General features: G+C 70.2%; 27 protein-coding genes and 1 other RNA gene. 14 read left to right on the plus strand and 14 right to left on the minus strand.

The features are described from left to right. Nucleotides 1-196: 196 nt before the first annotated feature. Genes pgeF through lgt form a run of 3 tightly spaced genes read right to left on the minus strand, consistent with a single transcriptional unit; the run spans nucleotide 197 to nucleotide 3,029 of the window. On the minus strand, nucleotides 197-982 hold the full coding sequence (pgeF, locus tag ACODR1_RS01520) for a peptidoglycan editing factor PgeF (RefSeq protein WP_488878871.1): 786 nt from the start codon (nucleotides 980-982) through the stop codon (nucleotides 197-199). Beyond that, the gene (locus ACODR1_RS01525; RefSeq protein WP_488878872.1) at nucleotides 979-2,166 is read right to left on the minus strand and encodes a class I SAM-dependent methyltransferase; all 1,188 of its coding nucleotides are present in this window, start codon (nucleotides 2,164-2,166) and stop codon (nucleotides 979-981) included. Before ACODR1_RS01525 ends, pgeF begins: the two co-directional genes overlap by 4 nt. Beyond that, nucleotides 2,163-3,029, minus strand: coding sequence for a prolipoprotein diacylglyceryl transferase (gene lgt, locus ACODR1_RS01530; RefSeq protein ID WP_488878873.1), 867 nt, complete (start codon nucleotides 3,027-3,029; stop codon nucleotides 2,163-2,165). The genes ACODR1_RS01525 and lgt overlap by 4 nt, the downstream gene beginning before the upstream one ends. Nucleotides 3,030-3,145: 116 nt before the next feature. Between lgt and ACODR1_RS01535 the strand changes: the two genes are divergently transcribed. The 3 genes from ACODR1_RS01535 to proC all read left to right on the plus strand — a co-directional run bounded on the left by ACODR1_RS01535 (nucleotide 3,146) and on the right by proC (nucleotide 5,129). Beyond that, nucleotides 3,146-3,448, plus strand: coding sequence for an accessory factor UbiK family protein (locus tag ACODR1_RS01535; protein ID WP_116491014.1), 303 nt, complete (start codon nucleotides 3,146-3,148; stop codon nucleotides 3,446-3,448). A gap of 130 nt (nucleotides 3,449-3,578) precedes the next feature. Continuing rightward, the gene (locus tag ACODR1_RS01540) at nucleotides 3,579-4,082 is read left to right on the plus strand and encodes a type III secretion system chaperone family protein (RefSeq protein ID WP_101713958.1); all 504 of its coding nucleotides are present in this window, start codon (nucleotides 3,579-3,581) and stop codon (nucleotides 4,080-4,082) included. Nucleotides 4,083-4,346: 264 nt separating this feature from the next. After that, nucleotides 4,347-5,129, plus strand: coding sequence for a pyrroline-5-carboxylate reductase (gene proC / locus ACODR1_RS01545; RefSeq protein ID WP_488878874.1), 783 nt, complete (start codon nucleotides 4,347-4,349; stop codon nucleotides 5,127-5,129). Nucleotides 5,130-5,269: 140 nt separating this feature from the next. Here the strand turns inward: proC and ACODR1_RS01550 are convergent, their stop codons facing one another. Continuing rightward, complete coding sequence (locus ACODR1_RS01550) at nucleotides 5,270-6,265, minus strand: alpha/beta fold hydrolase (RefSeq protein WP_488878875.1); 996 nt, start codon at nucleotides 6,263-6,265, stop codon at nucleotides 5,270-5,272. Between the two features lie 97 nt (nucleotides 6,266-6,362). On the opposite strand from ACODR1_RS01550, the gene ACODR1_RS01555 reads away from it, so the two are divergent. From ACODR1_RS01555 to ACODR1_RS01570, 4 genes are all read left to right on the plus strand, one after another. Continuing rightward, nucleotides 6,363-6,671, plus strand: coding sequence for a hypothetical protein (locus tag ACODR1_RS01555; protein WP_488878876.1), 309 nt, complete (start codon nucleotides 6,363-6,365; stop codon nucleotides 6,669-6,671). Between the two features lie 214 nt (nucleotides 6,672-6,885). Continuing rightward, entirely contained in the window at nucleotides 6,886-7,527 is a 642-nt protein-coding gene (locus tag ACODR1_RS01560; protein WP_101713963.1) for a TetR/AcrR family transcriptional regulator, read from the plus strand. Nucleotides 7,528-7,653: 126 nt separating this feature from the next. After that, nucleotides 7,654-8,697 carry an alpha/beta hydrolase gene (locus tag ACODR1_RS01565; protein WP_488878877.1) on the plus strand — a complete coding sequence of 348 codons (1,044 nt, stop codon included), beginning with the start codon at nucleotides 7,654-7,656 and terminating at the stop codon, nucleotides 8,695-8,697. Next, nucleotides 8,694-9,671: an NADPH:quinone oxidoreductase family protein gene (locus ACODR1_RS01570; protein WP_488878878.1), complete on the plus strand. Its 978-nt coding sequence runs from the start codon at nucleotides 8,694-8,696 to the stop codon at nucleotides 9,669-9,671. Before ACODR1_RS01565 ends, ACODR1_RS01570 begins: the two co-directional genes overlap by 4 nt. A gap of 203 nt (nucleotides 9,672-9,874) precedes the next feature. Here ACODR1_RS01570 and recR read toward each other — a convergent pair whose 3' ends face one another. The 4 genes from recR to ffs all read right to left on the minus strand — a co-directional run bounded on the left by recR (nucleotide 9,875) and on the right by ffs (nucleotide 13,112). Beyond that, a complete protein-coding gene (recR, locus tag ACODR1_RS01575; RefSeq protein ID WP_488878879.1) occupies nucleotides 9,875-10,477 on the minus strand; it encodes a recombination mediator RecR in 603 nt (200 codons plus the stop codon). A gap of 129 nt (nucleotides 10,478-10,606) precedes the next feature. Further along, a complete protein-coding gene (locus ACODR1_RS01580) occupies nucleotides 10,607-10,936 on the minus strand; it encodes a YbaB/EbfC family nucleoid-associated protein (protein WP_101718557.1) in 330 nt (109 codons plus the stop codon). 159 nt (nucleotides 10,937-11,095) lie between these two features. Next, on the minus strand, nucleotides 11,096-12,931 hold the full coding sequence (locus tag ACODR1_RS01585) for a DNA polymerase III subunit gamma/tau (protein WP_488878880.1): 1,836 nt from the start codon (nucleotides 12,929-12,931) through the stop codon (nucleotides 11,096-11,098). An 82-nt stretch (nucleotides 12,932-13,013) separates the two neighbouring features. Beyond that, nucleotides 13,014-13,112, minus strand: an RNA gene (gene ffs / locus ACODR1_RS01590) — signal recognition particle sRNA small type. Between the two features lie 146 nt (nucleotides 13,113-13,258). Here ffs and nudC point away from each other — a divergent pair. Continuing rightward, entirely contained in the window at nucleotides 13,259-14,203 is a 945-nt protein-coding gene (gene nudC / locus ACODR1_RS01595) for an NAD(+) diphosphatase (protein ID WP_488878881.1), read from the plus strand. Nucleotides 14,204-14,255: 52 nt separating this feature from the next. Here nudC and ACODR1_RS01600 read toward each other — a convergent pair whose 3' ends face one another. The 3 genes from ACODR1_RS01600 to thrB all read right to left on the minus strand — a co-directional run bounded on the left by ACODR1_RS01600 (nucleotide 14,256) and on the right by thrB (nucleotide 16,151). After that, nucleotides 14,256-14,672 carry an MAPEG family protein gene (locus ACODR1_RS01600; protein WP_488878882.1) on the minus strand — a complete coding sequence of 139 codons (417 nt, stop codon included), beginning with the start codon at nucleotides 14,670-14,672 and terminating at the stop codon, nucleotides 14,256-14,258. A 73-nt stretch (nucleotides 14,673-14,745) separates the two neighbouring features. Further along, entirely contained in the window at nucleotides 14,746-15,192 is a 447-nt protein-coding gene (rnhA, locus tag ACODR1_RS01605) for a ribonuclease HI (protein ID WP_058348612.1), read from the minus strand. After that, a complete protein-coding gene (gene thrB / locus ACODR1_RS01610) occupies nucleotides 15,189-16,151 on the minus strand; it encodes a homoserine kinase (protein WP_488878883.1) in 963 nt (320 codons plus the stop codon). Before thrB ends, rnhA begins: the two co-directional genes overlap by 4 nt. 93 nt (nucleotides 16,152-16,244) lie before the next feature. On the opposite strand from thrB, the gene ACODR1_RS01615 reads away from it, so the two are divergent. Both ACODR1_RS01615 and ACODR1_RS01620 read left to right on the plus strand, forming a co-directional pair. Then, nucleotides 16,245-16,466 (plus strand): AbrB/MazE/SpoVT family DNA-binding domain-containing protein, encoded by a 222-nt coding sequence (locus ACODR1_RS01615; RefSeq protein WP_488878884.1) that lies wholly within the window; start codon nucleotides 16,245-16,247, stop codon nucleotides 16,464-16,466. A 5-nt stretch (nucleotides 16,467-16,471) separates the two neighbouring features. Further along, nucleotides 16,472-16,864 (plus strand): type II toxin-antitoxin system death-on-curing family toxin, encoded by a 393-nt coding sequence (locus tag ACODR1_RS01620; protein ID WP_488878885.1) that lies wholly within the window; start codon nucleotides 16,472-16,474, stop codon nucleotides 16,862-16,864. Between the two features lie 5 nt (nucleotides 16,865-16,869). Here ACODR1_RS01620 and ispH read toward each other — a convergent pair whose 3' ends face one another. Next, on the minus strand, nucleotides 16,870-17,832 hold the full coding sequence (gene ispH, locus ACODR1_RS01625) for a 4-hydroxy-3-methylbut-2-enyl diphosphate reductase (RefSeq protein ID WP_488878886.1): 963 nt from the start codon (nucleotides 17,830-17,832) through the stop codon (nucleotides 16,870-16,872). Between the two features lie 174 nt (nucleotides 17,833-18,006). Here ispH and ACODR1_RS01630 point away from each other — a divergent pair, with 174 nt between their 5' ends. Together ACODR1_RS01630 and ACODR1_RS01635 are read left to right on the plus strand one after the other, a co-directional pair. Further along, entirely contained in the window at nucleotides 18,007-18,708 is a 702-nt protein-coding gene (locus ACODR1_RS01630; RefSeq protein ID WP_488878887.1) for a Tat pathway signal sequence domain protein, read from the plus strand. Continuing rightward, the gene (locus ACODR1_RS01635) at nucleotides 18,705-20,546 is read left to right on the plus strand and encodes an arginine--tRNA ligase (protein WP_488878888.1); all 1,842 of its coding nucleotides are present in this window, start codon (nucleotides 18,705-18,707) and stop codon (nucleotides 20,544-20,546) included. Before ACODR1_RS01630 ends, ACODR1_RS01635 begins: the two co-directional genes overlap by 4 nt. 161 nt (nucleotides 20,547-20,707) lie before the next feature. Here ACODR1_RS01635 and ACODR1_RS01640 read toward each other — a convergent pair whose 3' ends face one another. Both ACODR1_RS01640 and mutY read right to left on the minus strand, forming a co-directional pair. Next, entirely contained in the window at nucleotides 20,708-22,108 is a 1,401-nt protein-coding gene (locus ACODR1_RS01640) for a glycoside hydrolase family 28 protein (protein ID WP_488878889.1), read from the minus strand. 238 nt (nucleotides 22,109-22,346) lie between these two features. Beyond that, on the minus strand, nucleotides 22,347-23,399 hold the full coding sequence (gene mutY, locus ACODR1_RS01645; RefSeq protein ID WP_488878890.1) for an A/G-specific adenine glycosylase: 1,053 nt from the start codon (nucleotides 23,397-23,399) through the stop codon (nucleotides 22,347-22,349). Between the two features lie 64 nt (nucleotides 23,400-23,463). On the opposite strand from mutY, the gene ACODR1_RS01650 reads away from it, so the two are divergent. Together ACODR1_RS01650 and ACODR1_RS01655 are read left to right on the plus strand one after the other, a co-directional pair. Beyond that, nucleotides 23,464-24,009, plus strand: a complete 546-nt coding sequence (locus ACODR1_RS01650; RefSeq protein ID WP_488878891.1) for a DUF721 domain-containing protein — start codon at nucleotides 23,464-23,466, stop codon at nucleotides 24,007-24,009. Between the two features lie 108 nt (nucleotides 24,010-24,117). Continuing rightward, a complete protein-coding gene (locus ACODR1_RS01655; protein ID WP_488878892.1) occupies nucleotides 24,118-24,741 on the plus strand; it encodes a DsbA family protein in 624 nt (207 codons plus the stop codon).

Consider the following 24,741-nt stretch of genomic DNA (forward strand, 5'->3'; position numbering starts at 1 on the left):
TTATGGCCCCAGGTTGCGCTTCGTGAACGTTTCGTGTCGTTGAGGCCGCAGCTTAAGGATCCTCCCCCTCCTGGGGGAGGTGGCCCGGAGGGCCGGAGGGGGGACGTTTTCAGCTTTCGAGACGGTGGCCGGTTCGCGCGGACTTCCCCCTCCGTCGGCTGCGCCGACACCTCCCCCTTCAGGGGGAGGATCCCCTTCACCCCTCCAGCATGATCGCCGACAGCAGCCGGCCGTAGTCCTTCTGGCCGCTCAGCACCGCGCGGCGGTTGGAGAAGAAGTGGTCGCCCTCGGCGCAGGTGTCGCGGCCGACCCATTCGCGCTGCTCGACGCCGGCGGTGGCGATGCGGTCGAGCACGAAGGCGGGAAGGTCGAAATGGCGCTTTTCTTCGGTCTTGCCGGGCTTGAAGAACCGCTTGGAGCCGGGGCAGTCGGCCTCGAACTTGGCGAAGAACTCCAGGCCCACCTCATAGGAGTCCGGGCCGATGCAGGGGCCGACGGCGGCGACCATGCGGTCGGGGCGTCCGCCCAGTTCGACCATGGAGTCGACGGCGGCCTGCACCACCCCGTCCAGCGCCCCGCGCCAGCCGGCGTGGGCGGCGGCCACCACGCGGGCCTCGGGATCGACGATCAGCACCGGGGCGCAGTCGGCGTGCAGCGCGCCGCAGACCACGCCCGGCGTCTTGCTGACCACGGCGTCGCCCTGCGGGCGGGCGTCGCCCCACGAGCCGTCGGCGACGATGGCGATGGTCGAGTGGATCTGGAAGCAGGTGTTGAGGTCTTCGCGCGCCGCGCCGAACCAGCGCGCGGCCCGGGCGCGGTTCTCGATCACGTCGGCCGGCTCGTCCTGGCTGCCGCGGCCGACATTGAGGCTGTCGTACAGCCCCTGCGAGACGCCGCCGTTGCGGGTGAAGAAGGCGTGGCGCAGGCCCGGCACGGAGGCCAGCAGCGAAGACTGGACGGTGGGGAGCGATGCTTTGGTCATGCCTCGTCCTCGAAGAGCGGGGGATTGAGCCCCGGCGCGCTCAGGCACGCGACCTTGAAGAGATCGCCCATCTGCGCCGCTCCGGTCAGGCGATCAAGCTGTCTTGCGACGACCTCGGCGCGATCGGGCCGCGCGGCGGCCAGAGCCTGGGCGCGGGCCTCGATCCCGAGGGCGCGCAGGAAGTCGCCCTGGGTGATCACCGGCGGCGCGCTGGCTCCGGCCTGCCGGGCCGCCTCCAGCACGGAGGGGAAGTCGGCCCAGACGGTCAGGTCGGCCTGGCCGGGATTGTCCAGCGGGCCTTCCTTCCGGTGGGCGCGCAGGGCCTGCAGGGTGTCGCCGGGCTCGCTCGTGGCGCGGCCGTAGTCGATCAGCAGGGCGGCGCCGCCGTCGCGGGCCAGGCGATGGCCGAGCTCCGAGCCGAGCGCCGCCTGGGCAGGCGAGGATTCCAGGATGGTTCCCAACGGCAGGCTCCCTTCCCCCTCGATGGGGGAAGGGCTGGGGATGGGGGTGAAGGCGGTTCCGCTGGCGAGGGCGGTGCGGTGCTTGGCGCCGCGACCACCCCCACCCCCGACCCCTCCCCCATCAAGGGGGAGGGGAGAGAGTTGTTTAAGCCCGAACGCCAGTTCGCCGTCTTCGCTCAGCCCCACGACCCGTTCGGCCCAGCCGTCGGCGGTCTTCACGAACTGGCGGGCGGGCAGGCAGTCCAAAAGTTCGTTGGCGACCAGCAGCAGCGGCGCGCCGGCGCGAACCTCTTCCAGCCGATCGGCCCACTGCACCGAGGCGCCGGAGAGCTTTTCCTTCTGCGCCGCGCGCAGCACCGGCGAGACCTCGACCAGCCACAGGTCGGCGGCCTCCAGGAAGGCGGGCAGCAGGCGGCCAGCGCGCAGGATGTCGCTCATCAGCGTGCCGTCGCCCGGCCCCATCTCGACCAGGCGGAACGGGGCCGGGCGGCCCAGGCGATCCCAGGTCTCCATCAGCCACAGGCCGATCAGTTCGCCGAACATCTGGCTGACGCCGGGGGCGGTGACGAAGTCGCCCTCGGCGCCCAGCGCCGGCCGGTTGGCGTAATAGCCGTCGCGCGGATCGTGCAGGCAGCGGGTGAAGTATTCCGGGACGCTGATCGGGCCGTCCTGGGCGATCTGGGCCTTAAGGCGGCCAAGCAGCGCGGGCTTGCTCAGGCTCAAGGCTGGACCGTCTCCGCGGGGGCGACGACCGGCTGCTTCAGCGCTTTCCACACCAGCCAGCCGCCGACCAGCAGCATCGGGGTCGACAGCATCATCCCCATGGTCAGGCCCAGCGGGAAGTTGGGCATGAAGGCGTCGGGCTGGCGCACGTTCTCGAGGCTGGCGCGGAACAGGCCGTAGCAGAGCATGAACAGGCCCACGAGCCCGCCCCGGCGCTGCAGGAAGGCAAAGCGGTGGGTGGCCAGGCGCAGGATCAGGAACAGCAGCACCCCTTCCAGCGCGGCCTCGTAGAGCTGGCTGGGATGGCGGGGCAGTTCGCCGGCGACGCAGGCGCCGCCTTCCAGGTCGCGGATGCGGTCGTTGCAGAACACCACGCCCCAGGGAACGTCGGTGGTGCGGCCCCACAGCTCGCCGTTGACGAAGTTGGCCAGGCGGCCGAACAGCAGGCCCAGCGGCGCGACCGGGGCCACGAGGTCGCCCAGCTTCAGCAGGTCGACGCCGTTCTTTCGGGCGAACAGGATGACGGCCAGGCAGACGCCCAGGAAGCCGCCGTGGAAGCTCATGCCGCCGTGCCAGACCTGCAGGATCTCCAGCGGCCGGGTCCAGATCGTCGACGGGCTGTAGAACAGGACGTAGCCGAGGCGCCCGCCCAGGATGATGCCCAGCGTGATCCACAGGACGAGGTCGTCGATCTGCTCGGGCGTGGCGGTCGGCGCGCGGCCGCCCCACAGGCGCGGGGTCTTCACCAGCCGCACCGCGTAGCGCCAGCCCAGCAGGATGCCGGCCACGTAGGCCAGGGCGTACCAGCGGATGGCGAAGGGACCCAGCTGGACGAGGACGGGGTCGAATTCCGGAAAGATCACGCCGTTCGGCTCCGTTCGGGACAGATGGTCGCAGGGATAGCTGGTTACCCGTTCGCTTTCATCCCCTGCGCACCATATAAAGAACTGTGGGCGATTTGCGCCCGGCCGGAACGAAGATGCACAGCCAGAACCCCTTCCTCGACGAATTCGCCAAGTTCACCCAGGCCGCCATGGGCATCGCCCAGACCGCCGGCGACGAAGCCAAGACGGCGTTCCGCGCCCAGGCCGACCGCTGGGCCGCCGAGCTGGACCTGGTGCGTCGCGACGATCTCGAGGTCCTGAAGGCCCAGGTGGCCGCCCTGCAGGCCGAAGTCGCGGCCCTGAAGGCCGAGAAGGCCGCCCCTGAAAAGGCCGCCGCCAAGCCCGCCGCGAAGAAGGCGACTCCGAAGGGCGACAAACCCGCGCAAAAGGGCGAATAAATCGTTTACCGCTCGCTCCAAGCGTGAACGCTGTTGTGGCCAAACGCGCGAAGCAGCTTAGACTCTTCTTTCGTGGGCGACACCCGGCGGGTCCCACGCCCGTCATCGCCCCCGGGGGCCAAAGGTTCTGATGGACACCCAACCCGACGACGACGTCCTGCTGGCGCTGGATCCCCTTGAGGTGGTCGAGCACGTGCTGGCCGCCGAAAACCTGACCTTCGACCGGACGGAGGACGGCGATCTCGCCTTCGCCCTGACCGGCGACTGGAAGGATTACGAGCTCTGGTTCGCCTGGCGTCCTGAGGCCGACTGCCTGCAGCTGTGCCTCTCGCTCGACCTGCGGGCGTCCAAGACCAAGCGCCCGGCCGCCTACGAGCTGCTGTCGATGATCAACCAGCGCGTCTGGCTGGGTCACTTCGAGGTCTGGACCGACGACGGCGAGGTGGTGTTCCGCCACGCCCTGGCCCTGCCGTCGGGCGAGCGCCCGACCATGGCCCAGGCCGCCTCGATGATCGACGCGGCGGTGGAAGCCGCCGACCGCTTCTACCCGGCCTTCGACTTCCTGCTGCACGGCGCCAAGACCCCCGACGAGGCCATGGCCGCCTGCATGTTCGAGACGGTCGGCCAGGCTTAAGAGCCTAAGTTCCTCCCCCGTGAAACGGGGGAGGGGGACCACGAAGTGGTGGAGGGGGCGAGTTCAAGCTCGGCGCTCTGTCTCTCGCCCCCTCCGTCACGCTGCGTATCCGCAGCGCGCCACCTCCCCCGCTTCGCGAGGGAGGAGCAGGCGCCTCAAGCTCTCCCGACAATCATCAAACGGGCGCCGCCTCACCAAACAGGTGACGCCGCCCCCATGCCGCGCTAAGCGCCCTGCGACACCAGACACGCGGGAGCTTTGCCCATGACCCCCATCCTTCTGCTCGGCGCGGGCCGCATGGGCGGGGCCCTGATCGAGGGCTGGCGCAAGACCGGGGCTTTCGCCCTCTCCGACCTGATCGTTCGCGACCCGGCCGCGACCGACGAGGCCTTCCCCGGCGCGGTGGTCAATCCGCCGCTGGAGGCGCTTTCCGCCGCCAAGGTGGTGCTGCTGGCGGTCAAGCCGCAGATCTGGCGCGAGGCGGTCGCGGACGTGGTTCCGCACCTGGCCCCCGACGCCATCATCGTCTCGATCGCCGCCGGGGTGCGCGCGGCCGACATCGCGCAAGCCTTCGGCGGCCGGCGCGTGGCGCGGGTGATGCCGACGACCGCCGTGGCCATCGGCCAGGGCGCGGCCAGCCTCTATGCCGACACCGCCGAGGCGCTGGAGGCGGCCAAGGCCCTGCTGGCCCCGGTCGCCGCCACGGTCGAACTGGCCGACGAGCAGCTGATGCACGCCGCCACCGCCGTCTCCGGCTCGGCCCCGGCCTATCTCTACGCCTTCATCGAAGCGCTGGAAGCCGCCGGCGTCGGCCAGGGCCTGTCGCCCGAGGACTCCGCCCGCCTGGCCCGCGCCACCATCGCCGGCGCCTCGGCCCTGCTGGCGGCCGGCGGCGAGGAGCCCGCCGAACTGCGCAAGCAGGTCACCTCGCCGGGCGGCACCACGGCCGCGGCCCTGTCGGTGCTGATGGGCGAGGGCGGTTTCGGCGACCTCCTGCCCCGCGCCCTGGCGGCGGCGGTGAAGCGCTCGGAAGAGCTGGGGGGGTAAGAAAGATCCTCCCCCTGATGGGGGAGGTGGCCCGAAGGGCCGGAGGGGGAAGTGTCTGATAAGGCGGTACAAGCCCCAGACGCAGCAATCCCTTCCCCCTCAGTCGGCTTCGCCGACAGCTCCCCCTTCAGGGGGAGCATCTACGGCGCCGTCACGTCCACCAGCGCCTGGGGCGCCTTCCCCTGCGCCTTCGCCACGAACTCGACCGCCCGCACGATGTGGTCGGCGAACTCGCCGCCCAGCAGGCGGGTGTGGGTGGCGCCGGCCACGTGGTCGACATAGCCGTGCTGCGAGGCCTTGGCGGGGGCGGCCTGCATGTCCTTCCACTGGGCGCGATCGCCGACACGGGCGCCGGCGGTGACCACGGCCACCGGCCATTCGGGCTTGAACGGCGGCTGGGCGGCGGCCTGGTCGGAGGCCTGGGCCCACAGGGTGACCTCCTGGGCCGAGGTGCGGTTGTGGCGGCCGTTGGCGAAGCCCCAGCGCTTTTCGGCCTTGGCGTCCGGCGGCAGGCCGATCTTGTCGCCCAGGCGGGTATAGACCAGCGGCTTGTAGAGGCCGGTCGAGGCCCCCAGCGCCGCCGCGCGCGAGATGAACACGAACGACTTGATGAAGCCCTGGGCGCGGCGGATCTTGGCTGCTTCCGGCGTCGCGGCGTCGACCAGCACCAGGCCCGCGACCTTGTCGGGGTTGCGGCCGGCGTATTCGCGCAGGCGCAGGCCCGCCATCGAGTGGCCGACCAGGATGTAGGGGCCTTTCTCGCCCGAGGCGGCGACCAGCTTCTCGAAGTCGGCCACGATGGCCAGGCCGTCGCGCGGGGCCGGTCCCTTGGGCGAATAGCCCATGCCGGCGCGGTCATAGGCGCAGGCGCGCCAGCCGGCGGCGGCCAGGGCGTCCTGGGTCGCGCCCCAGTCGGCGGCGAAGCCGAAGGCGCCGGCTTCCAGCCAGACGGTGGGGCGATCGGCGTGGGTGGCCTCGCCCTCGCACACCAGCCGCAGCTTACGACCCTCGCCGATGTCGACGAAGGTCCCACGCGGGGGCTTGTGCCCGACCGCGGCCATCACGCCGCCCGTCGCGACGAAGGAGACGAAGAGCAGGGTGAAGGCGGCAAGGGCGCGTCCGGCGTGCTTGAGCATGGGCCTCAATGTAGGGGCGCAGGGCCGTTCGTCGAGAGCGCCCGCGACGTCCGGGCGCGGTTTCTTTTCGGCGGATCAGTCCCTAGACTCGCAAGCCATGCGTCGCGCCCTGTCCGCCCTGCTGTTGGTCGCCGCCCTGGCCTCGTCGGCCGGGGCCCAGACCCATGCGCGCCGCGCCCTGTCGACGCCCGCCCCGGAAGCCACGCCGGCCCCCAGCGCCCAGGCGGTGATCCCGCCGCCGATCCCGCTGCAGTCGCCCAGGCCCGGCGCCGATCCGGCCGCCTGCAAGGCCGTGTGCGCCAAGACCTACTACTTCTGCCGCGCCAACACCGACGACGACAGCTGCCCGTCCGAATGGGCCCGCTGCGACGCCCGCTGCAAGGCGACGTTCGTCAGAACCCCCTGAGATCCTCCCCTTGTGGGGGAGGCGTCGGCGAAGCCGACGGAGGGGGGAAGCGGCCAATGCCTCGAAAGCTGAAAACGGCCCCCCTCCGGCCCTTCGGGCCACCTTCCCCGGAGGGGGAGGATCTTGTCGCATCTCCTCTTGCTCCGCGCCCGGAACGAGGCTCAAATCCTGACGGGGCGTCATTGACGCCGCCCAACAAAAGAGCCGCGCCTCGATGTCGAACATCGCCTATTTCCCCGCCATGCCGCCGCGCGAGGACAATCGCCCGGGCAAGCGCGAGCGCACCAAGACCGCCAACCGCCAGGCCATACTGGACGCGGCCCGGCAGGTGTTCGGCGAGCTGGGCTATGACGGGGCCACGGTGCGCGACATCATCCGCCTGACCGGTTTGGCTTCGGGCACCTTCTACAACTACTACAAGTCCAAGGAGGAGGTGTTCGACGCCCTCGCCGACGACGGGGCGCGGCGCTTCCGGCCGCTGCTGCGGGTGGAGTTCGAGAAGGCGACCGACTTCGCCTCGTTCCTGCGCGGGGCCATGCGGGCCTATTTCGACTTCCTGGCCGCCGAGCACGAGACCTGGCGGGTCAACCGCCCGGCCGGCGAAACCCATCCGCAGGTGCGCGCCACGCCTGAGGTCACCGCCGTCTTCGCCGAGGTGCGCGAGGCCTTCGAGCGGGTGCTGGAGCGCGACCACGCGCCCCCCGTGGACCTCGACTACCTGACCGCCGCCTGCATCGCCGTGGCCCGCGAGGTCGGCGACAAGATGCTCGAGCGCCGGCCGATGGATACGCAAGGCGCCACTGCCTTCGCCGTCGGCCTGATCCTCGGCGGCCTGCCGGCGCTGCCCAGGCCCTGACCGAAACCTCGTCCTTCGACAGGCTCAGGAAGAGGTTTCTGTCGCCCCGACCTGTCTGTAGCCCTCATCCTGAGCTTGTCGAAGGACGAGGGCGGTTCCGCTGAAGCAGAGAGAAAGAGCCCCCGAATGGCCGACATCCAGAAGCTGGTCCTCAAGACGATCCTGTCGCTGCCGACCCCGATCCTGCGGGCGCTGAGCGGCGGGGGCGTCGTCTATCGCGGCGGACGCACCCTGGATCCGCGCTTCCAGTTCTTCGCCAACGCGGCCAAGGGCCTGCCGTCGATGACCACCCTGTCGCCGCAGGAGGCGCGGGCGGGCAGCGCCAAGGGCCTGCTGGCGGTCTCGGGCCCGCCCGAGGTCGGGGTGCGCAACGAGAGCCTGACGATAGACGGCCCCGGCGGCCAGATCCCGATCCGCGCCTATCGCCCGGCCGAGCAGGACAGCGCCGCGCCGCTGATCGTCTTCGCCCATTTCGGCGGCGGGGTGATCGGGGATCTGGAGACCTGCCACGCCTTCTGCGGGATCCTGGCGCGCATCGCCAAGACCGCCGTGCTGTCGGTCGACTACCGCCTGGCGCCGGACCATCGCTTCCCCGCGGGGCTCGACGACGTGCTGGCCGCCTGGCGCTGGGGCCGCGACAACGCCGCCCGCTTCGGCGCGGCGCCGGGAGAGGCCGCGATCGGCGGCGACAGCATGGGCGGCAACTTCGCCGCCGTGCTGGCCCAGGAGGCCAAGCGCACGGGCGAGGCCCAGCCGGCCTTCCAGCTCCTGATCTATCCCGCCGTCGACGTGGCCAGCGAGACGCCGTCGATGGGCGTCTATGCCGACAGCTATCCGCTGAGCCGTCCGATCATGGAGTGGTTCATGGGCCACTACATGGGCCCCGAGGCCGATCCGGCCGACCCGCGCCTGTCGCCGGACAAGACCGCAGACCTGACGGGCCTGGCGCCCGCCATCGTCGTCACCGCCGGCTTCGACCCGCTGGTCGACCAGGGCGAGGCCTACGCCAAGCGGCTGATCGCGGCCGGCGTGCCCACCACCTACCGCTGCTACGACAGCCTGGCGCATGGGTTCACCGCCTTCACCGGCGCGGTGCCGGCGGCGGATGCCGCCTGCCGCGAGATCGCGGCGCTGGTGCGGGCGGAGATCGAGGGGCGGCGCGGCGCGTGAAGGCGCTCGTCGTCGAGGCGCTGGCGCCCGACTTCGCCGGCTGCGCGGTCCGCGAGGTCCCGACTCCGGCGCCAGGACCCGGCGCGGTGCTGGTCCGCGTCAGGGCCGCCAGCGTCAACTTCCCCGACCTGCTGATGACCCGCGGCGAGTACCAGCTGAAGCCGGACCTGCCGTTCACGCCGGGCCTCGACTTCGCCGGCGAGGTGGCGGCCCTGGGTGAGGGCGTTGCGGGCCTGGAGGTCGGCGCGGCGGTGGTCGGCGGCGCGCGCACCGGAGCCTTCGCGGAATACATCGTCGTTCCGGCCAGAGCGCTGAAGCCCAAGCCCGGGCGGCTGTCGTTCGCCGAGGCGGCCTCCTACGGCGCGGCCTATCTGACGGCTCGCGTGGCGCTGGTGCGGCGGGCCAACCTGCAGGCCGGCGAGTGGCTGCTGGTGCATGGCGCGGCGGGCGGGGTGGGGCTGGCGGCGGTGGATCTGGCCAAGGCCATGGGCGCGAGGGTGATCGCCGCCTCGGCCTCGGACGACAAGCTGGCGCAGGTCTCGCGGCTCTATGCCCCTGACGCTGTCGTCAACGTCACCGGCGGTTTCCGCGACCAGGTGAAGGCGATCACCGGCGGGCGCGGGGTGGACGTGGTCTACGACCCCGTGGGCGGCGACGTCTTCGACGAGAGCCTGCGGTGCCTGGCCTTCGACGGCCGGCTCTTGGTGATCGGCTTCACCTCGGGGCGGATCCCCACGGTCTCGGCCAATATCCCGCTGATCAAGGGGATCTCGGTGATGGGCGTGCGGGCCGGCGAGTACGGCCGCCAGTTTCCCGAGCGCGGGGTCGAGGACCAGGCGGCGGTGTGGGCGATGGCGCAGGCCGGAACGATCCGCCCGCACGTCCACGCCGAGGTCCCGCTGGACCGCTGGCGCGAGGCGTTCGAGCTGCTGGCGTCGCGGCGGGTGGTGGGCAAGGCGGTGGTTGTTCCGTGAAACCTCTCTCATCCTTAAAGACCCTCTCCCAGAGGGAGAGGGAGGGGCCCAGGCGAAGCCTGGGAGGGTGAGGGGTTTAGACGGCGGCCGTTTCGCGCTGTCGTTCTCGCCATGTCGTCAGGATGGTCCGGAAAGGGTGTAACCCCTCATCCTCCCACGCCTACGGCGCGGGCTCCACCTTCTCCCTATGGGAGAAGGTGAGTTCAGGCCGGCCTTCGCGCCCTCAGCGCCTGGGCGATCGTGCCGTCGTCGAGCCAGTCGAGGTCGCCGCCGACGGGAACGCCGCGGGCCAGCATCGTCACCGGCACGTTGGTCTGGGCCAGGCGGTCGGCCAGGTAGTGGGCGGTGGTCTGGCCGTCGACCGTGGCGGGCAGGGCCAGGATCACCTCGGCGACCTCGCCGCTGGAGGCCCGCTCCAGCAGCTCGCCCACCCGCAGGGTCTCGGGACCCACGCCGTCCAGCGCCGACAGCAGGCCGCCCAGCACGTGGTAGCGTCCCTTGAACGAGCCGCCGCGCTCCATCGCCCACACCGAGCCGACCTCCTCGACCACGCACAGCAGGCGCACGTCGCGTGAGCCGTCCGCGCACACCGCGCAGGGGTCGGTGGTGTCGAGCGAGCCGCAGGTGGAGCAGGTCTTCACCTTGGCCTGGGCGTCGGCCATCGCCGCCGACAGCGGGGCCAGCAGCGTGTCGCGCTTCTTCAGCAGGGCCAGGGCCGCCCGCCGGCCCGAGCGCGGTCCAAGGCCCGGCAGCTTCGACAGCAGGGCGATCAGGCGCTCGATCTCGGGTCCGGCGGAGGCGGCCATTGTCTCTCTTGTTCAGGCTGTGCGTGGTCCTCGCCCTTCGACAAGCTCAGGGTGAGGACCAAAATCACGCCGCGTCAGTAGAAAGCCTCATCCTGAGCTTGTCGAAGGACGAGGTTTTCGCGTCCGAAATCAGAACTTCATCCCGGGCATGCCGCCCATCAGGCCGGCCATCGGGCCGGCGGCTTCCTGCATCATCTGGGCCTGCTTGGCTTCCAGCTTCTTCTTGGCGTCGGCGTGGGCGGCGACGATCAGGTCGGCGATGACCTCGCCTTCGCCCGGCTCGATCAGGCTGTCGTCCAGCACGACCTTCTTCAGGTCGCCGCCGCCCGACAGGGTGACGGTGACCATGCCGCCGCCGGCGGTGCCTTCGATGACCACCTCGGCGAGGCGGGCCTGGGCGTCGGCCAGTTTCTGCTGCATGGCCTGGGCCTGCTTCATCAGGCCGCTGAGGTCTTTCATGGTCTGCTCCTCGAAAGGTTCTTTCCCTCCCCCTCGATGGGGGAGGGGCAGGGGTGGGGGTGGAAGCGCCGGCGGGTTCGGGCGCGGCCAAGCCGCATCCTGAAAAGCCGTGTCACCCCCATCCCCGGCCCTTCCCCCCTCGAGGGGGAAGGAGGGAAATCAATCCTCGGCCTCGTCCGGCTCGATCGGCGCGGGTTCGGGGGCCAGGACCTTGCGGATCTCGACGATCTCCGTGCCCGGGAAGGCGCTGAGCACCGAGGCGACGAACGGATCGGACTTGATGGCCGCCAGGGCTTCTCGCTCCTCGCGCTTCTGGCGCTCCATCAGGCTTTCGGCCCCGCCGCCGCCCTCGGCGGCGATCAGCCAGGGCTGGCCGGTCCATTCCTTCAGCGCGCGGACCAGGCGTCCGGCCAGGTTGCCGGGGGCGCCGGGGGCGGCCTCGAAGGTGATGGCGCCGGGGCGGAAGCTGATCGGGCGGACATACTGCTCGACGTCGAGCCTAAGCCCGATGTCGCGCTTCTCGGCGATCAGCTTCAGCACGTCGTCGAACGAGGCCAGCACGGGGGCGGCCGGCGCGGCGCCGACGGCGGCCATGGCGCGCGGCGCGGCCGAAACGGCTCCGCCAGGGGCTGCTCCACCGCCCACGGCGACGCCGCCGCCCGGACCACCAGGATTGCCGCCGTCGCGCAGGACCTTCAGCGCGTCTTCCGGACCCGGCAGGTCGGCGGCGTAGCACAGGCGGATGATCGCCATCTCGGCGGCGGCCATGGCGTCGGGCGCGCGGCGCACCTCGTCATGGGCCTTGAGCAGCATCTGCCACAGGCGGGCCATGGTCCCGGCGCTGGTCTGGGCGCCGACCGAGGTCAGGCGCGCGGCCTGCTCCTTGGGCATCGACAGGGCGTCGGGACCCAGGGCCTTGGCCACCGAGGCGGCGTGGCTGTGGTCGAGCAGGTCGAGCATCACCACCACCGGGTCGGCGCCGAAGCCCCACAGTTGGCGGAAGGTGGTCAGGGCCTCGCCCGGCTTGCCGCTCATCACCTGTTCGAACAGGGCGATGGTCTGGCTGCGGTCGGCCAGGCCCAGCATGTCGCGCACCACGGCGGCGGTGACGATCTGGCCCTTCTCGGTCTGGACGATGGCCTGGTCGAGCAGCGACAGGCCGTCGCGGGCCGAGCCCTCGGCCGCGCGGGCGATCAGGGCCAGGGCGTCGGGATCGATCTTGGCGCCTTCGCGCTGCGAGATGCGGTCGAAGTGCTTGGCCAGCACGTCCGGCTCGATCCGGCGCAGGTCGAAGCGCTGGGTGCGCGACAGGATCGTCACCGGCACCTTGCGGATCTCGGTGGTGGCGAAGATGAACTTGGCGTGCGGCGGCGGCTCTTCCAGCGTCTTCAGCAGCGCGTTGAACGCCGCCGTCGACAGCATGTGCACTTCGTCGATGATGTAGACCTTGTAGCGCGCCTCGACCGGGGCGTAGCGCACCCCGTCCAGCAGCTCGCGCATCTCGTCGACCTTGGTGCGGGAGGCGGCGTCGAGCTCCAGCACGTCCATGTGCCGCCCCTCGATGATCGCCCGGCAGTGGCGGCCTTCGGTGGTCAGGTCGACCGATGGGCCGTGGACGGTGTCGCTCTCGTAGTTCAGGGCGCGGGCCAGCAGGCGGGCGGTGGTGGTCTTGCCGACCCCGCGAACGCCGGTGAGCATGAAGGCGTGGGCGATGCGGCCGGTGGTGAACGCGTTGGCGAGCGTTCTTACCATGGCCTCCTGGCCGATCAGGTCCTCGAAGGTGCGCGGGCGGTACTTGCGCGCCAGCACGGTATAGGCCGCGCCGGGCTCGTCCGGTTCGGGTTCGGGCAGCGGCTTGGACGCGGCGGGAGCCGGGGCGGGCTCCTCGCCGAAGATGTCGGCCGTGTTCTCGTCGCGCTCGACGGTTTCCTCGCGGTCGAACGCGGGCTCGTCCCAGGGCGGAGCGGAATCGGGCGTGAGGTCGTGGTCGGCCATGGGCGCAGTCTAGAGCGTCGGGCGGCGCGGCAAAAGGCTCGCGGGCGGCCGCATCGCGTCTGCTGACAGAATTTAAGGGGTGAGGTGGAGACCGGCGGGCGACCCGAGGGTGATCTCGTTGTGGCTGCTGCCTTCCGGCCCTGACCAAGTTGGCGAGGCCATCGTCCGTCGCCGATCTCCGAGGGGGTATATCGCGACTCATCGCGCGATATGCAAGCGCCAAGCGCTCCGTCTGGTGACGACTCTTCGTCGCCGGCCGTCGCTGGGCGGGCGCCGGACGCCAAAACCCCTTACACTTTGCCCGGCCAGCCTCTACAGAATCGACCCATGCCGCTTTCCGAGATCGTCAACATCTTCGCGGGCAACCCGCTGGACCGCGCCGGCGAGCGCCGAGGCGACGCCAGCTGGATCGCCGAGAAGCTGGAGGACGCCCAGTCCCTGGCCGTCGCCGTGTGGAACGGCAAGGTGCTGGTCGAGGATTCGCCGTCTGCTGACGACGAGCCGACCGGCGTCCAGATCGCCTATCTGCGCGCCGACATGGCCAAGGAGCTGGCCGGCACCGACGAGCGCCTGCTGTTCATGGGCCTTTGGAAGGACATCGCCGTCTTCGCCGTCGACCTGGAGGGCGCGGCCGACCCGTCCGAGGGCGCGCTGCAGGGGCTTGGCCGGTTCGAGGACCTGCGCGGCGCGGCCGCGACCCTGCCCGCGCCGGACGCCGGCATACTGGCCACCGCCAAGTCGATGTTCGAATGGCGGCGCAAGCACCCGTTCTGCGCCAATTGCGGCAACAAGAGCGACATCGCCGACGGCGGCTGGAAGCGGATCTGCCCGTCCTGCCACGCCGAGCACTTCCCGCGCACCGACCCGGTGGCGATCATGCTGGCCGTGCACGGCGGCAAGTGCCTGCTGGGCCGCCAGGCGGCCTGGCCCGCCGGCATGTTCTCGGCCCTGGCCGGCTTCGTCGAACCCGGCGAGACCATCGAGGAGGCCTGCGCCCGCGAGCTGAAGGAAGAGGCCGGCCTGGTGGCCACCAAGGTCCGCTACCACTCCAGCCAGCCCTGGCCGTTCCCCGCCTCGCTGATGATGGGCATGATCGCCGAGGTCGACAGCGACCAGGCCGCCCCCGACCAGACCGAGCTGGAAGCCGTCCGCTGGTTCGACAAGGACGAGGCCAAAGCCCTGATCCGCGGCGAGATCGAGGATGCCTTCGCGCCCCCGACGCTGGCGATCGCGCATCAGCTGATCAAGACCTGGTGCGAGAGCGAGGGGTGAGGGGGCTTCCTGATCCCTCTCTCGAAGAGAGAGGGATCAGGTTTGCGTCACCTCACCCCGCCAGCTTCACCCACTCCCGCACGACCATCGCCACCAGCACCAGCGTCGACAGGCCGAACGCCAGGAACCGCGCCATCACGATGTTGACGCTGGCCTGCACCAGGCTGTGCACGATCCGCAGGGCGACATAGGTCCAGGCCAGGGCCACGGCCGCCCCGTCGCCATGGCCGGCGACGAAGATGGCCAGGGCCGCCGCGTAGAAGATCGTCGGCTGCTCCATCAGGTGATTGTAGTTGTGGGCTGCCTGCCGCGCGGCGTCGGGCAGCACGTCCAGCGCGCCCGGAAAGCGGGCGTCCTGCGGCTTGATCCCGGCCTTGATCATCGCCGGCAGCCGCTGGGCGTACATCCACGCCCACATCACCAGCGTCCAGCTCACCAGCGCCAGCACCGGCGCGATCATCGTGTTCATGGCTCTTGCCTCCCCAGGTCGTGTTTCGGGGAGGCTATCGGGGAAGGCGCGCTGAGCGAAGCCTGCCGCTTGGTCAGCGCTTCTTCAGCGTCTCTTCCATGCCGCGGCGGGCCAGTTCGTCGGCGCGCTCGTTGTGCTCGTGGCCGGCGTGGCCCTTGACCCAGCGCCAGTCGACCTCGTGGCGTAGGCGCGCCGCGTCGAGGCGCTGCCACAGGTCGACGTTCTTCACGGGGCTCTTGTCGGCGGTCTTCCAGCCCTTGGCCTTCCAGCCATGGATCCACTGGGTGACGCCCTTCATCACGTACTGGCTGTCGGTGTGCAGCTCGGCCTTGGTCGGGCGGTTCAGCGCCTCGAGCGCCATGATCGCGCCCATCAGCTCCATGCGGTTGTTGGTCGTCGCCAGCTCGCCGCCGCAGATCTCCTTGCGCTTGTCGCCGTACATCAGCACCGCGCCCCAGCCGCCGGGGCCGGGATTACCGCGGCAGGCGCCGTCGGTGTAGATGATCAGCTTCGGGGTCATGACTGGCGCCCGAACAGCGACAGGCCCTCGCGGTGGACGGCCAGCTTGCGCTCGTACTCCAGCGGGTCTTTGGGGCGCACCAGGGCGCCGGCCGGGGTGGCGTTCCAGTCGGCCAGCCGGGTCAGGAAGAAGCGCATGGCCGCGCCGCGCGCCAGCATCGGCAGGGCGTCGCGCTCGGCCGGGCTCAAGGGGCGGCGGCGCTCGTAGCCGGCGATCAGGCCTTGGGCGGCGGTGACGTTGAAGCTGCCGTCGGCCTCGAAGCACCAGGCGTTCAGGGTCACGGCCACGTCGTAGGCGTAGGCGTCGTCGCAGGCGAAGTAGAAGTCGATGGTCGCCGCGAACTTGCCGTCGGTCCTGAAGAAGACGTTGTCGGGGAAGTAGTCGGCGTGGATCGTGCCGCTGGGCAGATTGCGCGGCCAGGCCAGGGCCATCTCGGCCAGGTCCTTGTCGATGGTCGCGGCCAGGCCCGGCTTCAGGTCCTCGGCGGCCTGGCGGTGCTTGGAGAACAGCGGGGCCCAGTGCGGCTGGCCAAGATCGTTGGCGCGGCGGCCGGCATAGCCTTCGCCGGCCAGGTGCAGCCAGGCCAGGCCCTCGCCGGCTTCGCGGCAGTGGGCGGGGCTGGGCTTGCGCACCGACAGGCCCGGCATGAACCCGACGATGGCGGCCGGCTTGCCGCGCAGGGTCTTGAGGGTCTTGCCCGCCTTGTCGGGAACCGGCCGCGCCGACGGATAGCCGCGGTCGGCCAGCCAGCCCAGCAGGTCGAGGAAGTAGGGCAGGTCCTCGGGCCGCGCGCGGCGCTCGTAGACCGTCAGGATGTAGCGGCCCGTCTCCGTCTCCAGCAGGAAGTTGGAGTTCTCCACGCCCTCGGCGATGCCCTTGAACGCCAGCGGGGCGCCCAGGTCGTACTCGGCCAGGAAGCCTTCGAGCTCTTGATCGGTGATGTCGGTGTAGACGGCCATGGGCGCGGGATGCGGCGCCGCGCGCTGGCGGTCAAGCGGCTCCTGTCGGCGGCAGGAGGGCCGTGCTATGGTTTTCGTCGCAAGGAGCGCTCCATGATCGAACTCAAGATCGAGCAACAAGGCGAGGCGGTTAAGGTCGAACTGACCGAGGAACTGCTTGCTCTGCTCGGCGCCAAGGCCGGCGACACGCTGGTCATTGATGGCGAAGCGGGTGGACCGTTCACGCTGGCGGCGCGATCGACGGACGAGCGCTTCGAGCGTGGCCGCGCTTTCCTCGATCGTTATCGGTCGACCTTCGAGGCGCTGGCGAAGTAGTTCTGATGAACGAGCCGGTTTGGATTGACGAGGCGCTGTTGATCCGTTGGCACGACTTGGTGCTTGCCGAGACGGGCGGCGCAAGCGGAGTGCGGGACGCTGGGCTGCTCAATTCGGCTCTGGCGCGTCCGACAAATCGCTACGTCTATGAAGGTCTTTCAGATCTGATCGAGCTTGCCGCCACCTATGCCGTGGCGGTCGCTTCGAACCACCCATTCATCGACGGCAACAAGCGCGCGGCGTTCATGGCGCTCGGCATGTTCCTGGAGGACAATGGACTTTGGCTCGCGGCCGAGCCCGACGATGCGACGAAGGTGATGTTCGCTGTCGCCGCCGGTGAGATCGGCATCTCCGAACTCACCGAATGGCTCCGTCCCCGCGTCATCGACGCGCCCTAACTGCCCTATGCCGTCGTCAGCAGCCGGGGCAGCTTGAACGTCACCGTCTCGCGGGCCTCGACCAGTTCCTCGATCTCCAGGTCGAAGTGGCCGCTGATGGCGTCGATGACGCCCTGCACCAGGTCTTCGGGGGCCGAGGCGCCGGCGGTCAGGCCGATGCTCGAAACGCCCTCGAACCAGCTCCAGTCCAGGCCCGTGGCGTCGTCGATCAGGTAGGCGGACTTGGCGCCGGCCTTCAGGCCCACTTCCTTCAGGCGCACCGAATTGGAAGAGTTGCGCGAGCCGACCACCAGGATCAGGTCGGAGGCTTCGGCCAGCATCTTCACCGCGTCCTGGCGGTTGGTGGTGGCGTAGCAGATGTCTTCCTTGTGCGGCGCGGCGATGCCGGGGAAGCGCTCCTTGAGCATGGCGACGATGTCGGCGGTGTCGTCGACCGACAGGGTGGTCTGGGTCAGGAAGGCGACGTTCGAGGCGTCCTTGGGCTGCCAGGTGCGCGCGTCGTCGATGTCCTCGATCAGGGCCACCGTGCCCTCGGGCAGCTGGCCCATGGTGCCGACGACCTCGGGGTGACCGGCATGGCCGATCAGCACGATCTCGCGGCCGTTGTCGAAGTGCTTCTGGGCCTCGACGTGGACCTTGGAGACCAGCGGGCAGGTGGCGTCCAGATAGATCATCTGCCGCGACTTGGCCTCGGCCGGCACCGATTTCGGCACCCCGTGGGCCGAGAACACCACCGGGCGGTCGTCGGGGGCTTCGTTCAGCTCCTCGATGAAGATCGCGCCCAGGGCTTTGAGGCGATCGACCACGTGGCGGTTGTGGACGATCTCGTGGCGCACATAGACCGGCGCGCCGAACTTCTCGATGGCCCGCTCGACGATCTGGATGGCCCGGTCGACCCCGGCGCAGAAGCCGCGCGGGCTGGCCAGGAACAGGCGGAGCTTGGGACGGATCGGCGCGGGCGTGGTCATGGCGCGGAACCTAAGCGTTCGCGCGTCCGTGCGCCAGACGTGCCGGACATGGCGTTTTGACGACCAAGCTGCAACGTGCGCCCGTTGCGAGGTCACGCATATGCCTTTATCAGGCTGCATGACGCCGGTTGGGGCCTTTCCCTTTCTGGCAATCCTTCTCGAACCGGACGTTTCATGCGCCGCACGCTTTCCGTCGCCTTCAGCGCCCTGATGGCCCTGTCGATCGCCGTCACCGCCACCAGCGCCTACGCCCAGGGCGGCGGTCGCGGCGGCCAGGGCGGCGGCCAGGAGGACGACGGCTCCAAGAAGAAGAAGCGCGACGAGGAGTGGAACCAGCCCAAGGCCCCGCTGGCCCAGCTGCGCAACGCCGGCCCGTGCCCCTTCGTGAAGGTGCTGTACGACGCCAGCCGCTATGTCGAATTCAAGGGCGGCAAGGAAAGCGCCGCCTCCACCGGCTACACCGGCGAGATCCAGGGCGTGTCCTCGGGCTGCGCCTACAAGAGCAACGACCCGATCAAGATGCAGGTCGAGGTGCTGTTCGCCCTGGGCCGTGGTCCCGAAGCGACCGAGACCCGCAAGACCTACCGCTATTGGGTGGCCGTGACCGAGCGCAACAAGTCGGTGCTGGCCAAGGAATATTTCGACCTGCCGATCACCTTCCCGGCCAGCGGCGACCGCGTCTACGCCACCGAGAAGCTGCAGACCATCACCATCCCGCGCGCCGAAGCCACGACGAGCGGCAGCAATTTCGAAGTCCTGATCGGCTTCGACGTCACCCCGGAAATGGCCGCCTTCAACCGCGACGGCAAGCGCTTCCGCGTCAACGCCGGCCAGGCCGCCCAAGCCCAGCAAGCAGGGACTCCTCCTAAGCAATGAACGATTTGAAGCGGTCCTTGAGCGAGGCGGCCGCGGCCGCTTTCCAGGCCGCCGGACTGTCTCCCGACTTCGGGCGCGTCACGGCGTCCGACCGGCCCGACCTGGCCGACTTCCAGTGCAACGGCGCCCTCGCCGCGGCCAAGAGCGCCAAGCGTAACCCCCGCGAAATCGCCGTCCAGGTGGTCGAGCAGCTGAAGGCCGACCCGCGCCTGGCCTCGGTCGAGATCGCCGGCGTCGGCTTCATCAACATGCGTGTCAGCCCCGCGGCCCTGGCCGCCCGGGCCGACGAGATCGCCGCCGACGAGCGCGCCGGCGCCAGCCTGCTCGCCGAGCCGCGCCGCGTGCTGGTCGACTATGCCGGTCCCAACGTGGCCAAGCCGATGCACGTGGGCCACCTGCGCGCCTCGATCATCGGCGAGTCGATCAAGCGCCTGTACCGCTTCCGCGGCGACCAGGTGGTGGGCGACGCCCACTTCGGCGACTGGGGCTTCCAGATGGGGCTGCTCATCACCGCGGTGATGGACGAGGACGCCTTCATCGCGGCCCTGATGGACAAGCTGCCGGACGCCCCGCGCGACTTTTCCGACGCCGACGCCGCCAAGGTGCGCGCCGAGTTCGCCGGCCGGGTGACCCTGGCCGACCTCGACCGCCTGTACCCGGCCGCCGCCGCGCGCGCCAAGGAAGACGCCGACTATCGCGACCGCGCCCGCAAGGCGACGGCCGACCTGCAGAACGGCCGGTTCGGTTATCGGCTGCTGTGGAAGCACTTCGTCGACGTCAGCCGCGTGGCCCTGGAACGCGAGTTCCACGCCCTGGGCGTCGACTTCGACCTGTGGAAGGGCGAGAGCGACGCCGACCCGCTGATCGCGCCGATGGTGCGCCAGCTGGAGGACAAGGGCCTGCTGGTCGAGGACCAGGGCGCCCGCATCGTCCGCGTGGCCCGTCCGGGCGAGACCAAGAAGAAGAAGCTGCCCGACGGCTCGGTGATCGAGGTCGAAAGCCCCGATCCGCTGCTGGTGGTCTCGTCGGAAGGCTCGGCCATGTACGGCACGACCGACCTGGCCACGATCCTGGATCGCCGCCAGTCGTTCGACCCGCACCTGATCCTCTACTGCGTCGACCAGCGCCAGGCCGACCACTTCGAGCAGGTGTTCCGCGCCGCCTACCTGGCCGGCTACGCCGAGCCGGGCGGCCTGGAGCACATCGGCTTCGGCACCATGAACGGCGCCGACGGCAAGCCGTTCAAGACCCGCGCCGGCGGGGTGCTGAAGCTGCACGACCTGATCGAGATGGCCCGCGAGAAGGCCCGCGAGCGCCTGCGCGAAGCGGGCCTCGGTTCGGAACTGTCGCCGGAAGCCTTCGAGGAGACCGCGCACAAGGTCGGCGTCGCCGCCCTGAAGTTCGCCGACCTGCAGAACTTCCGCGGCACCTCCTACGTCTTCGACCTCGACCGCTTCACCAGCTTCGAGGGCAAGACCGGTCCGTACCTGCTGTACCAGACCGTCCGCATCAAGAGCATCCTGCGCAAGGCCGCCGAGCAGGCCGTGCAGGCCGGGCCGGTGATCGTCGCCGAACCGGCCGAACGGGATCTGACCCTGCTGCTGGACGGCTTCGAGGGCGCGCTTGGCGAGGCCTACGACAAGAAGGCCCCCAACTTCGTGGCCGAGCACGCCTACAAGCTGGCCCAGGGCTTCTCGAAGTTCTACGCCGCCTGCCCGATCCTCAGCGCCGAAGACCCGGCCGTGCGCGCCTCGCGCCTGACCCTGGCCCAGACGGCGCTCAAGCAGCTGGAGCTGGCGCTCGACCTGCTGGGCGTGGAAACGCCCGAGCGGATGTAGGACGAAGGGAGGGGCGGGCCTGATCGGCCCGCCCTTCTTCTCCCTTCCCCCTTTGATGGGGGAAGGGCCGGGGATGGGGGTGACAGCGGTTCAAGACCAGGCGCAAGCCTGACCGCCGCAGCCACCCCCACCCCTGCCCCTCCCCCATCGAGGGGGAGGGATTAGCTCAGGCTGAACCCCGCCACATTCTCCGTCTTCACCGGCCCGGCGACCTCGCCGACCGTCACCTTCCGCAGCGCCACGTCGCGCACCGGCAGGTCCTTCTCGCCCTTGATGCTGCACACCGAGCCGGCCTGCGCCACGCGCACGTCGCTGACCCGCAGGCCCTCGATCTGCGTCAGCCGCCGCTCGTAGGTCGGGACCAGGGTGCGCCACTGGTAGAGGACGTCGGTGTCGATCGCGAGCACGCTGCCGGCGATCTTCGTGGCGCTGACATTGCGCATGTGGACGTTGCGCACGAAGCCGCCGCGCCGCTCGTTGGTCTTGACGAACAGCAGGTTGGCGATCGGCACGGCCCAGCCGTCCTCTCCCTTGCCGTCGCCGACGAAGTGGCAGTTGTCGACGAAGACGTTCTCGATCCCCGCCGACAGTTCGCTGCCTACGGCCATCAGCTGGTGGCCGTTCCTGATCTGGCAGTCGCGCATGACGACGTTGCGGGTGGGAACCCCTAAGCGCCAGGCGTCCTGGTCGCGCCCCGACTTCACCGACACCGCGTCGTCGCCCTGGTCGAACACGCAGTCCTCGATCAGCACGTTCTGGCTCATCTCCGGGTCGACGCCGTCGTTGTTGTGGCCGTGGGCGCGGATCTTCACCCGGCGAATGACCACGTCGGTGCAGAGGAACGGGTGGATCACCCAGAACGGGCTGTCCTCGATGCTGACGTCCTCGATCAGTACGTGGCGGCAGCGGTTGAACTGGACGAACTGCGGACGCAGGTTGGCCTCGCCCGCCGTCATCCGGCGCGCGTCCACCGGCTCGCCCCTGGCGGCCTGGTGATAGAGCGCCACCAGGGCGTCCATGTGCGGCTTGGGCCGCTTGTACCACTCGCGCCAGACGTCCAGCTTGGCCTTCAGCCTGCCGGGGCCGGTGATCGCCACGTTCTCGCAGTCGAAGGCGTAGACCAGCGGCGAGTAGTTCCAGCACTCCAGCCCCTCCCAGGTGGTCTGGACGGGCGGCAGGTAGTCGGCGGGTTTTTCGGAGAACAGCAGGGTGGCGCCCTTGGCCAGGTGCAGGGCGACGTTGCTCTTGAAGTGGATCTTCCCCGTCGGCCACGTCCCCTCGGGGACCACCACCACGCCCGCGCCGGCGGCGTTGGCGGCGGTGATCGCAGCGGTGATGGCGGCGCTGGTCCTTTCCTGGTCGCCCTGGTCGGCCCCGAAGGCGGTGATCAAGAAGCGCCGGGCGCGCGAGAAGTCCGGAACGCCGATCGAGGGCATGTCGAACGGCGCGGTGGGCGCGACCAGCTTGCGGGGAAAGGGCCTGGCGATGGCCAGGCTGGGGATCAGCGGGGCGAGCAGGCCGGCGCCCAGCGCCGTCCGCCGGGTGGTCTGAACGATAGCCATGCCGCGTCTCCCGATGCCGGGCGTTCGCCGCCCTTGTCGGGATGCATTGCTCGCATGATGGGATGCGAAGTCAATATTTGAGAATATTCCTTCTCCCTGGAGGGAGAAGGTGGCGCGAAGCGCCGGATGAGGGGTTAGGGACGGTCGACGGCGTGCCGGCACGCCGGCCGGCGTCGTCACCCCTCACCCTCCCAGGCTACGCCTGGGCCCCTCCCTCTCCCCTCCGGGAGAGGGTTTCCTAAACCAGCCGCTCCAGACCGGCCCGCGCGGCCTTCAGGAACACGCTGGGCAGGGCGGTCAGGCCCTCGTGCGGGGTCCAGACGAAGTCGCCGGCGACGTCGGCCTCGGCGACCATCACCCGCAGGGTCAGGGAGAAGTGGGTGAAGACGTGCTCCACCGCGCCCAGGTCGCGCCAGGGGGCCAGGATCGGGGCGGCGCGGGCGGCCTCGTCGTCGCTCCACGGGCGCTCGCGCCAGTCCGAGGTCGGCAGGCCCAGCATGCCGCCCAAGAGGCCCTTGTCCGGGCGCCGCACCAGGGCCGTCTCGCCCCGGCGGCTGACGATGTAGGCCACGCCGTGGCGGCGCGGGCGGTCGGCCTTCCTGGTGCGGCGGGGAAAGGTCTCCGGCGCGCCCTTGGCCCGGGCCGCGCAGAAGGTCTCCACCGGACAGAAGCCGCACAGCGGGGCCTTGGGCTTGCAGATGGTGGCGCCCAGGTCCATCAGCGCCTGGGCCCAGTCGCCGGGGCGATCGTCGGTGACCAGGCCGGCGGCCAGGCGCTTGAGTTCCGGCTTGGCGTCGGGCAGCGGCGTCTCCACCGCGAACAGCCGCGCCATCACCCGCTCGACATTGCCGTCGACCACGTTGGCCGCCCGGTCGAAGGCGATGGCCGCCACCGCCGCGGCGGTGTAGGCGCCCACGCCCGGCAGGGCCAGCAGGCCCTCCTCGGTATTGGGGAACTCGCCGCCGTGCTGGCCGGCCACCGCCCGGGCGCAGGCCAGGAGGTTGCGGGCGCGGGCGTAGTAGCCCAGGCCCGCCCAGGCGGCCATCAGCTCGCCGTCCTGCTCGGCCGCCAGGGCCTCGACGGTGGGCCAGCGCTGGGTGAAGGCCAGGAAGTAGGGCGTGGCGTGCGGCACGGTGGTCTGCTGCAACATCACCTCCGACAGCCACACCCGGTAGGGGTCGCTGCGCAGGCCCATGGCGCCGGCGGCGGGGCCGGTGCGCCACGGCAGCACCCGCGCCTCGCGGTCGTACCAGGAAAGCAGTGCGGAGCGGATCGCGGCGACGTCGGTCATTGTCCGCCTCCTATCGCAAATCCGCGCGCGCGAGGGGAGGGGGACATGCTAGCATTGTGAGGCAATGTATCGCCGCACGCTGCCCACGGCCGACGAGGCCCTGAAGATCCTGTCGCGCCGCCGCACCCGGCCGCCGATGCGCGTGCCGCCGCCGGCCGGCAAGAGCCTGGCCAAGTTCATCCGCGAACTCGACAAGAAGCACGGCCAGGGCCCCGGCGCGCTGCAGGCCCGCTGGAAGGAGATCGTCGGCGAGAGCCTGGCCCGCCGCACCGAGCCCGTCCGCATCATCAAGAGCCGCACCGGCGAGGGCGGCACGCTGGAGCTGCGCGTCGACGGCCCCGTCGCCTCGCTGATCCAGCACCAGGTCCCGCAGATCACCCAGCGCCTGGACCTCTTGCTGGGCAAGGGCGCGGTGACCCGCCTGCGCATCGTCCAGGGGCCCGTTCGCGTCGCCGCGGCCGCCTCGGCGCCGCCGCGCCCGCGCCGCCGGCCGCCGCTCGACGCGGCCCAGGAACGCGACTTGGCCACCAGCCTCGCCGACCAGCCCGAAGGCCCGCTGAAAGAGGCGCTGCTGAAGCTGGGCCGGGGCGTGCTGCGCAACGAGCGTTGACAACCTTCGCGGGTTGCCGCTGATGCGCGAAAGCCTCATCGGCGCCATTTTCACGCGGCTAAAGAATCGCGCTTAACTTCACTGTTCACGTTCGAGGAAGACCCGACCATGCGCTCGCCCCTTCGCCGGATTCTGCTCGCCGCGACCCTGGTCGCCAGCGTCGCCGGCCTGTCCGCCTGCAACAAGTCGGGCTCGACCGTCACGGCCGACGACATGAGCCTGGGCAATCCCAACGCCAAGGTCACGGTCATCGAGTACGCCTCGGCCAGCTGCGTCCACTGCGCCAAGTGGAACGAGGAGGTCTTCCCGGACTTCAAGAAGAAATACATCGACACCGGCAAGGTGAACTACGTCTACCGCGAGTTCCTGACCGCCCCGCCGCAGGTGGCCGCCGCCTCGTTCCTGCTTGCCCGCTGCGCCGGCAAGGACAAGTATTTCTCGGTGCTGGACTCGGTCTACCGCTCGCAGGAAGAGATGTTCACCACCGGCGATTATCGCGGCGTGCTGCTGCGCATCGCCCAGTCGTCGGGCCTGAACGAACAGCAGTTCGACGCCTGCGTCAGCGACGAGAAGGCCCTGAAGGCCCTCAATGACCGCATCGAGCGCTACTCCAAGGAAACCGACATCAAGGGCACCCCGACCTTCGTCATCAACGGCAAGAAGCTGAACGACGAAGGCGGCGAGGCCCCGCTGGCCCAGCTGGACACCGCCATCGCCGCGGCGAGCAAGTAA

The organism is Caulobacter sp. FG7, from assembly GCF_057808875.1.

Bases quoted from the DNA above. Each gene is read 5' to 3' on its own strand.
- pgeF (WP_488878871.1), bottom strand. From the start codon at position 982: ATGACCAAAGCATCGCTCCCCACCGTCCAGTCTTCGCTGCTGGCCTCC.
- ACODR1_RS01535 (WP_116491014.1), top strand. From the start codon at position 3,146: ATGCACAGCCAGAACCCCTTCCTCGACGAATTCGCCAAGTTCACCCAG.
- ACODR1_RS01540 (WP_101713958.1), top strand. From the start codon at position 3,579: ATGGACACCCAACCCGACGACGACGTCCTGCTGGCGCTGGATCCCCTT.
- proC (WP_488878874.1), top strand. From the start codon at position 4,347: ATGACCCCCATCCTTCTGCTCGGCGCGGGCCGCATGGGCGGGGCCCTG.
- ACODR1_RS01550 (WP_488878875.1), bottom strand. From the start codon at position 6,265: ATGCTCAAGCACGCCGGACGCGCCCTTGCCGCCTTCACCCTGCTCTTC.
- ACODR1_RS01555 (WP_488878876.1), top strand. From the start codon at position 6,363: ATGCGTCGCGCCCTGTCCGCCCTGCTGTTGGTCGCCGCCCTGGCCTCG.
- ACODR1_RS01560 (WP_101713963.1), top strand. From the start codon at position 6,886: ATGTCGAACATCGCCTATTTCCCCGCCATGCCGCCGCGCGAGGACAAT.
- ACODR1_RS01565 (WP_488878877.1), top strand. From the start codon at position 7,654: ATGGCCGACATCCAGAAGCTGGTCCTCAAGACGATCCTGTCGCTGCCG.
- recR (WP_488878879.1), bottom strand. From the start codon at position 10,477: ATGGCCGCCTCCGCCGGACCCGAGATCGAGCGCCTGATCGCCCTGCTG.
- ACODR1_RS01580 (WP_101718557.1), bottom strand. From the start codon at position 10,936: ATGAAAGACCTCAGCGGCCTGATGAAGCAGGCCCAGGCCATGCAGCAG.
- ACODR1_RS01585 (WP_488878880.1), bottom strand. From the start codon at position 12,931: ATGGCCGACCACGACCTCACGCCCGATTCCGCTCCGCCCTGGGACGAG.
- nudC (WP_488878881.1), top strand. From the start codon at position 13,259: ATGCCGCTTTCCGAGATCGTCAACATCTTCGCGGGCAACCCGCTGGAC.
- ACODR1_RS01600 (WP_488878882.1), bottom strand. From the start codon at position 14,672: ATGAACACGATGATCGCGCCGGTGCTGGCGCTGGTGAGCTGGACGCTG.
- rnhA (WP_058348612.1), bottom strand. From the start codon at position 15,192: ATGACCCCGAAGCTGATCATCTACACCGACGGCGCCTGCCGCGGTAAT.
- thrB (WP_488878883.1), bottom strand. From the start codon at position 16,151: ATGGCCGTCTACACCGACATCACCGATCAAGAGCTCGAAGGCTTCCTG.
- ACODR1_RS01615 (WP_488878884.1), top strand. From the start codon at position 16,245: ATGATCGAACTCAAGATCGAGCAACAAGGCGAGGCGGTTAAGGTCGAA.
- ACODR1_RS01620 (WP_488878885.1), top strand. From the start codon at position 16,472: ATGAACGAGCCGGTTTGGATTGACGAGGCGCTGTTGATCCGTTGGCAC.
- ispH (WP_488878886.1), bottom strand. From the start codon at position 17,832: ATGACCACGCCCGCGCCGATCCGTCCCAAGCTCCGCCTGTTCCTGGCC.
- ACODR1_RS01630 (WP_488878887.1), top strand. From the start codon at position 18,007: ATGCGCCGCACGCTTTCCGTCGCCTTCAGCGCCCTGATGGCCCTGTCG.
- ACODR1_RS01635 (WP_488878888.1), top strand. From the start codon at position 18,705: ATGAACGATTTGAAGCGGTCCTTGAGCGAGGCGGCCGCGGCCGCTTTC.
- ACODR1_RS01640 (WP_488878889.1), bottom strand. From the start codon at position 22,108: ATGGCTATCGTTCAGACCACCCGGCGGACGGCGCTGGGCGCCGGCCTG.
- mutY (WP_488878890.1), bottom strand. From the start codon at position 23,399: ATGACCGACGTCGCCGCGATCCGCTCCGCACTGCTTTCCTGGTACGAC.
- ACODR1_RS01650 (WP_488878891.1), top strand. From the start codon at position 23,464: ATGTATCGCCGCACGCTGCCCACGGCCGACGAGGCCCTGAAGATCCTG.
- ACODR1_RS01655 (WP_488878892.1), top strand. From the start codon at position 24,118: ATGCGCTCGCCCCTTCGCCGGATTCTGCTCGCCGCGACCCTGGTCGCC.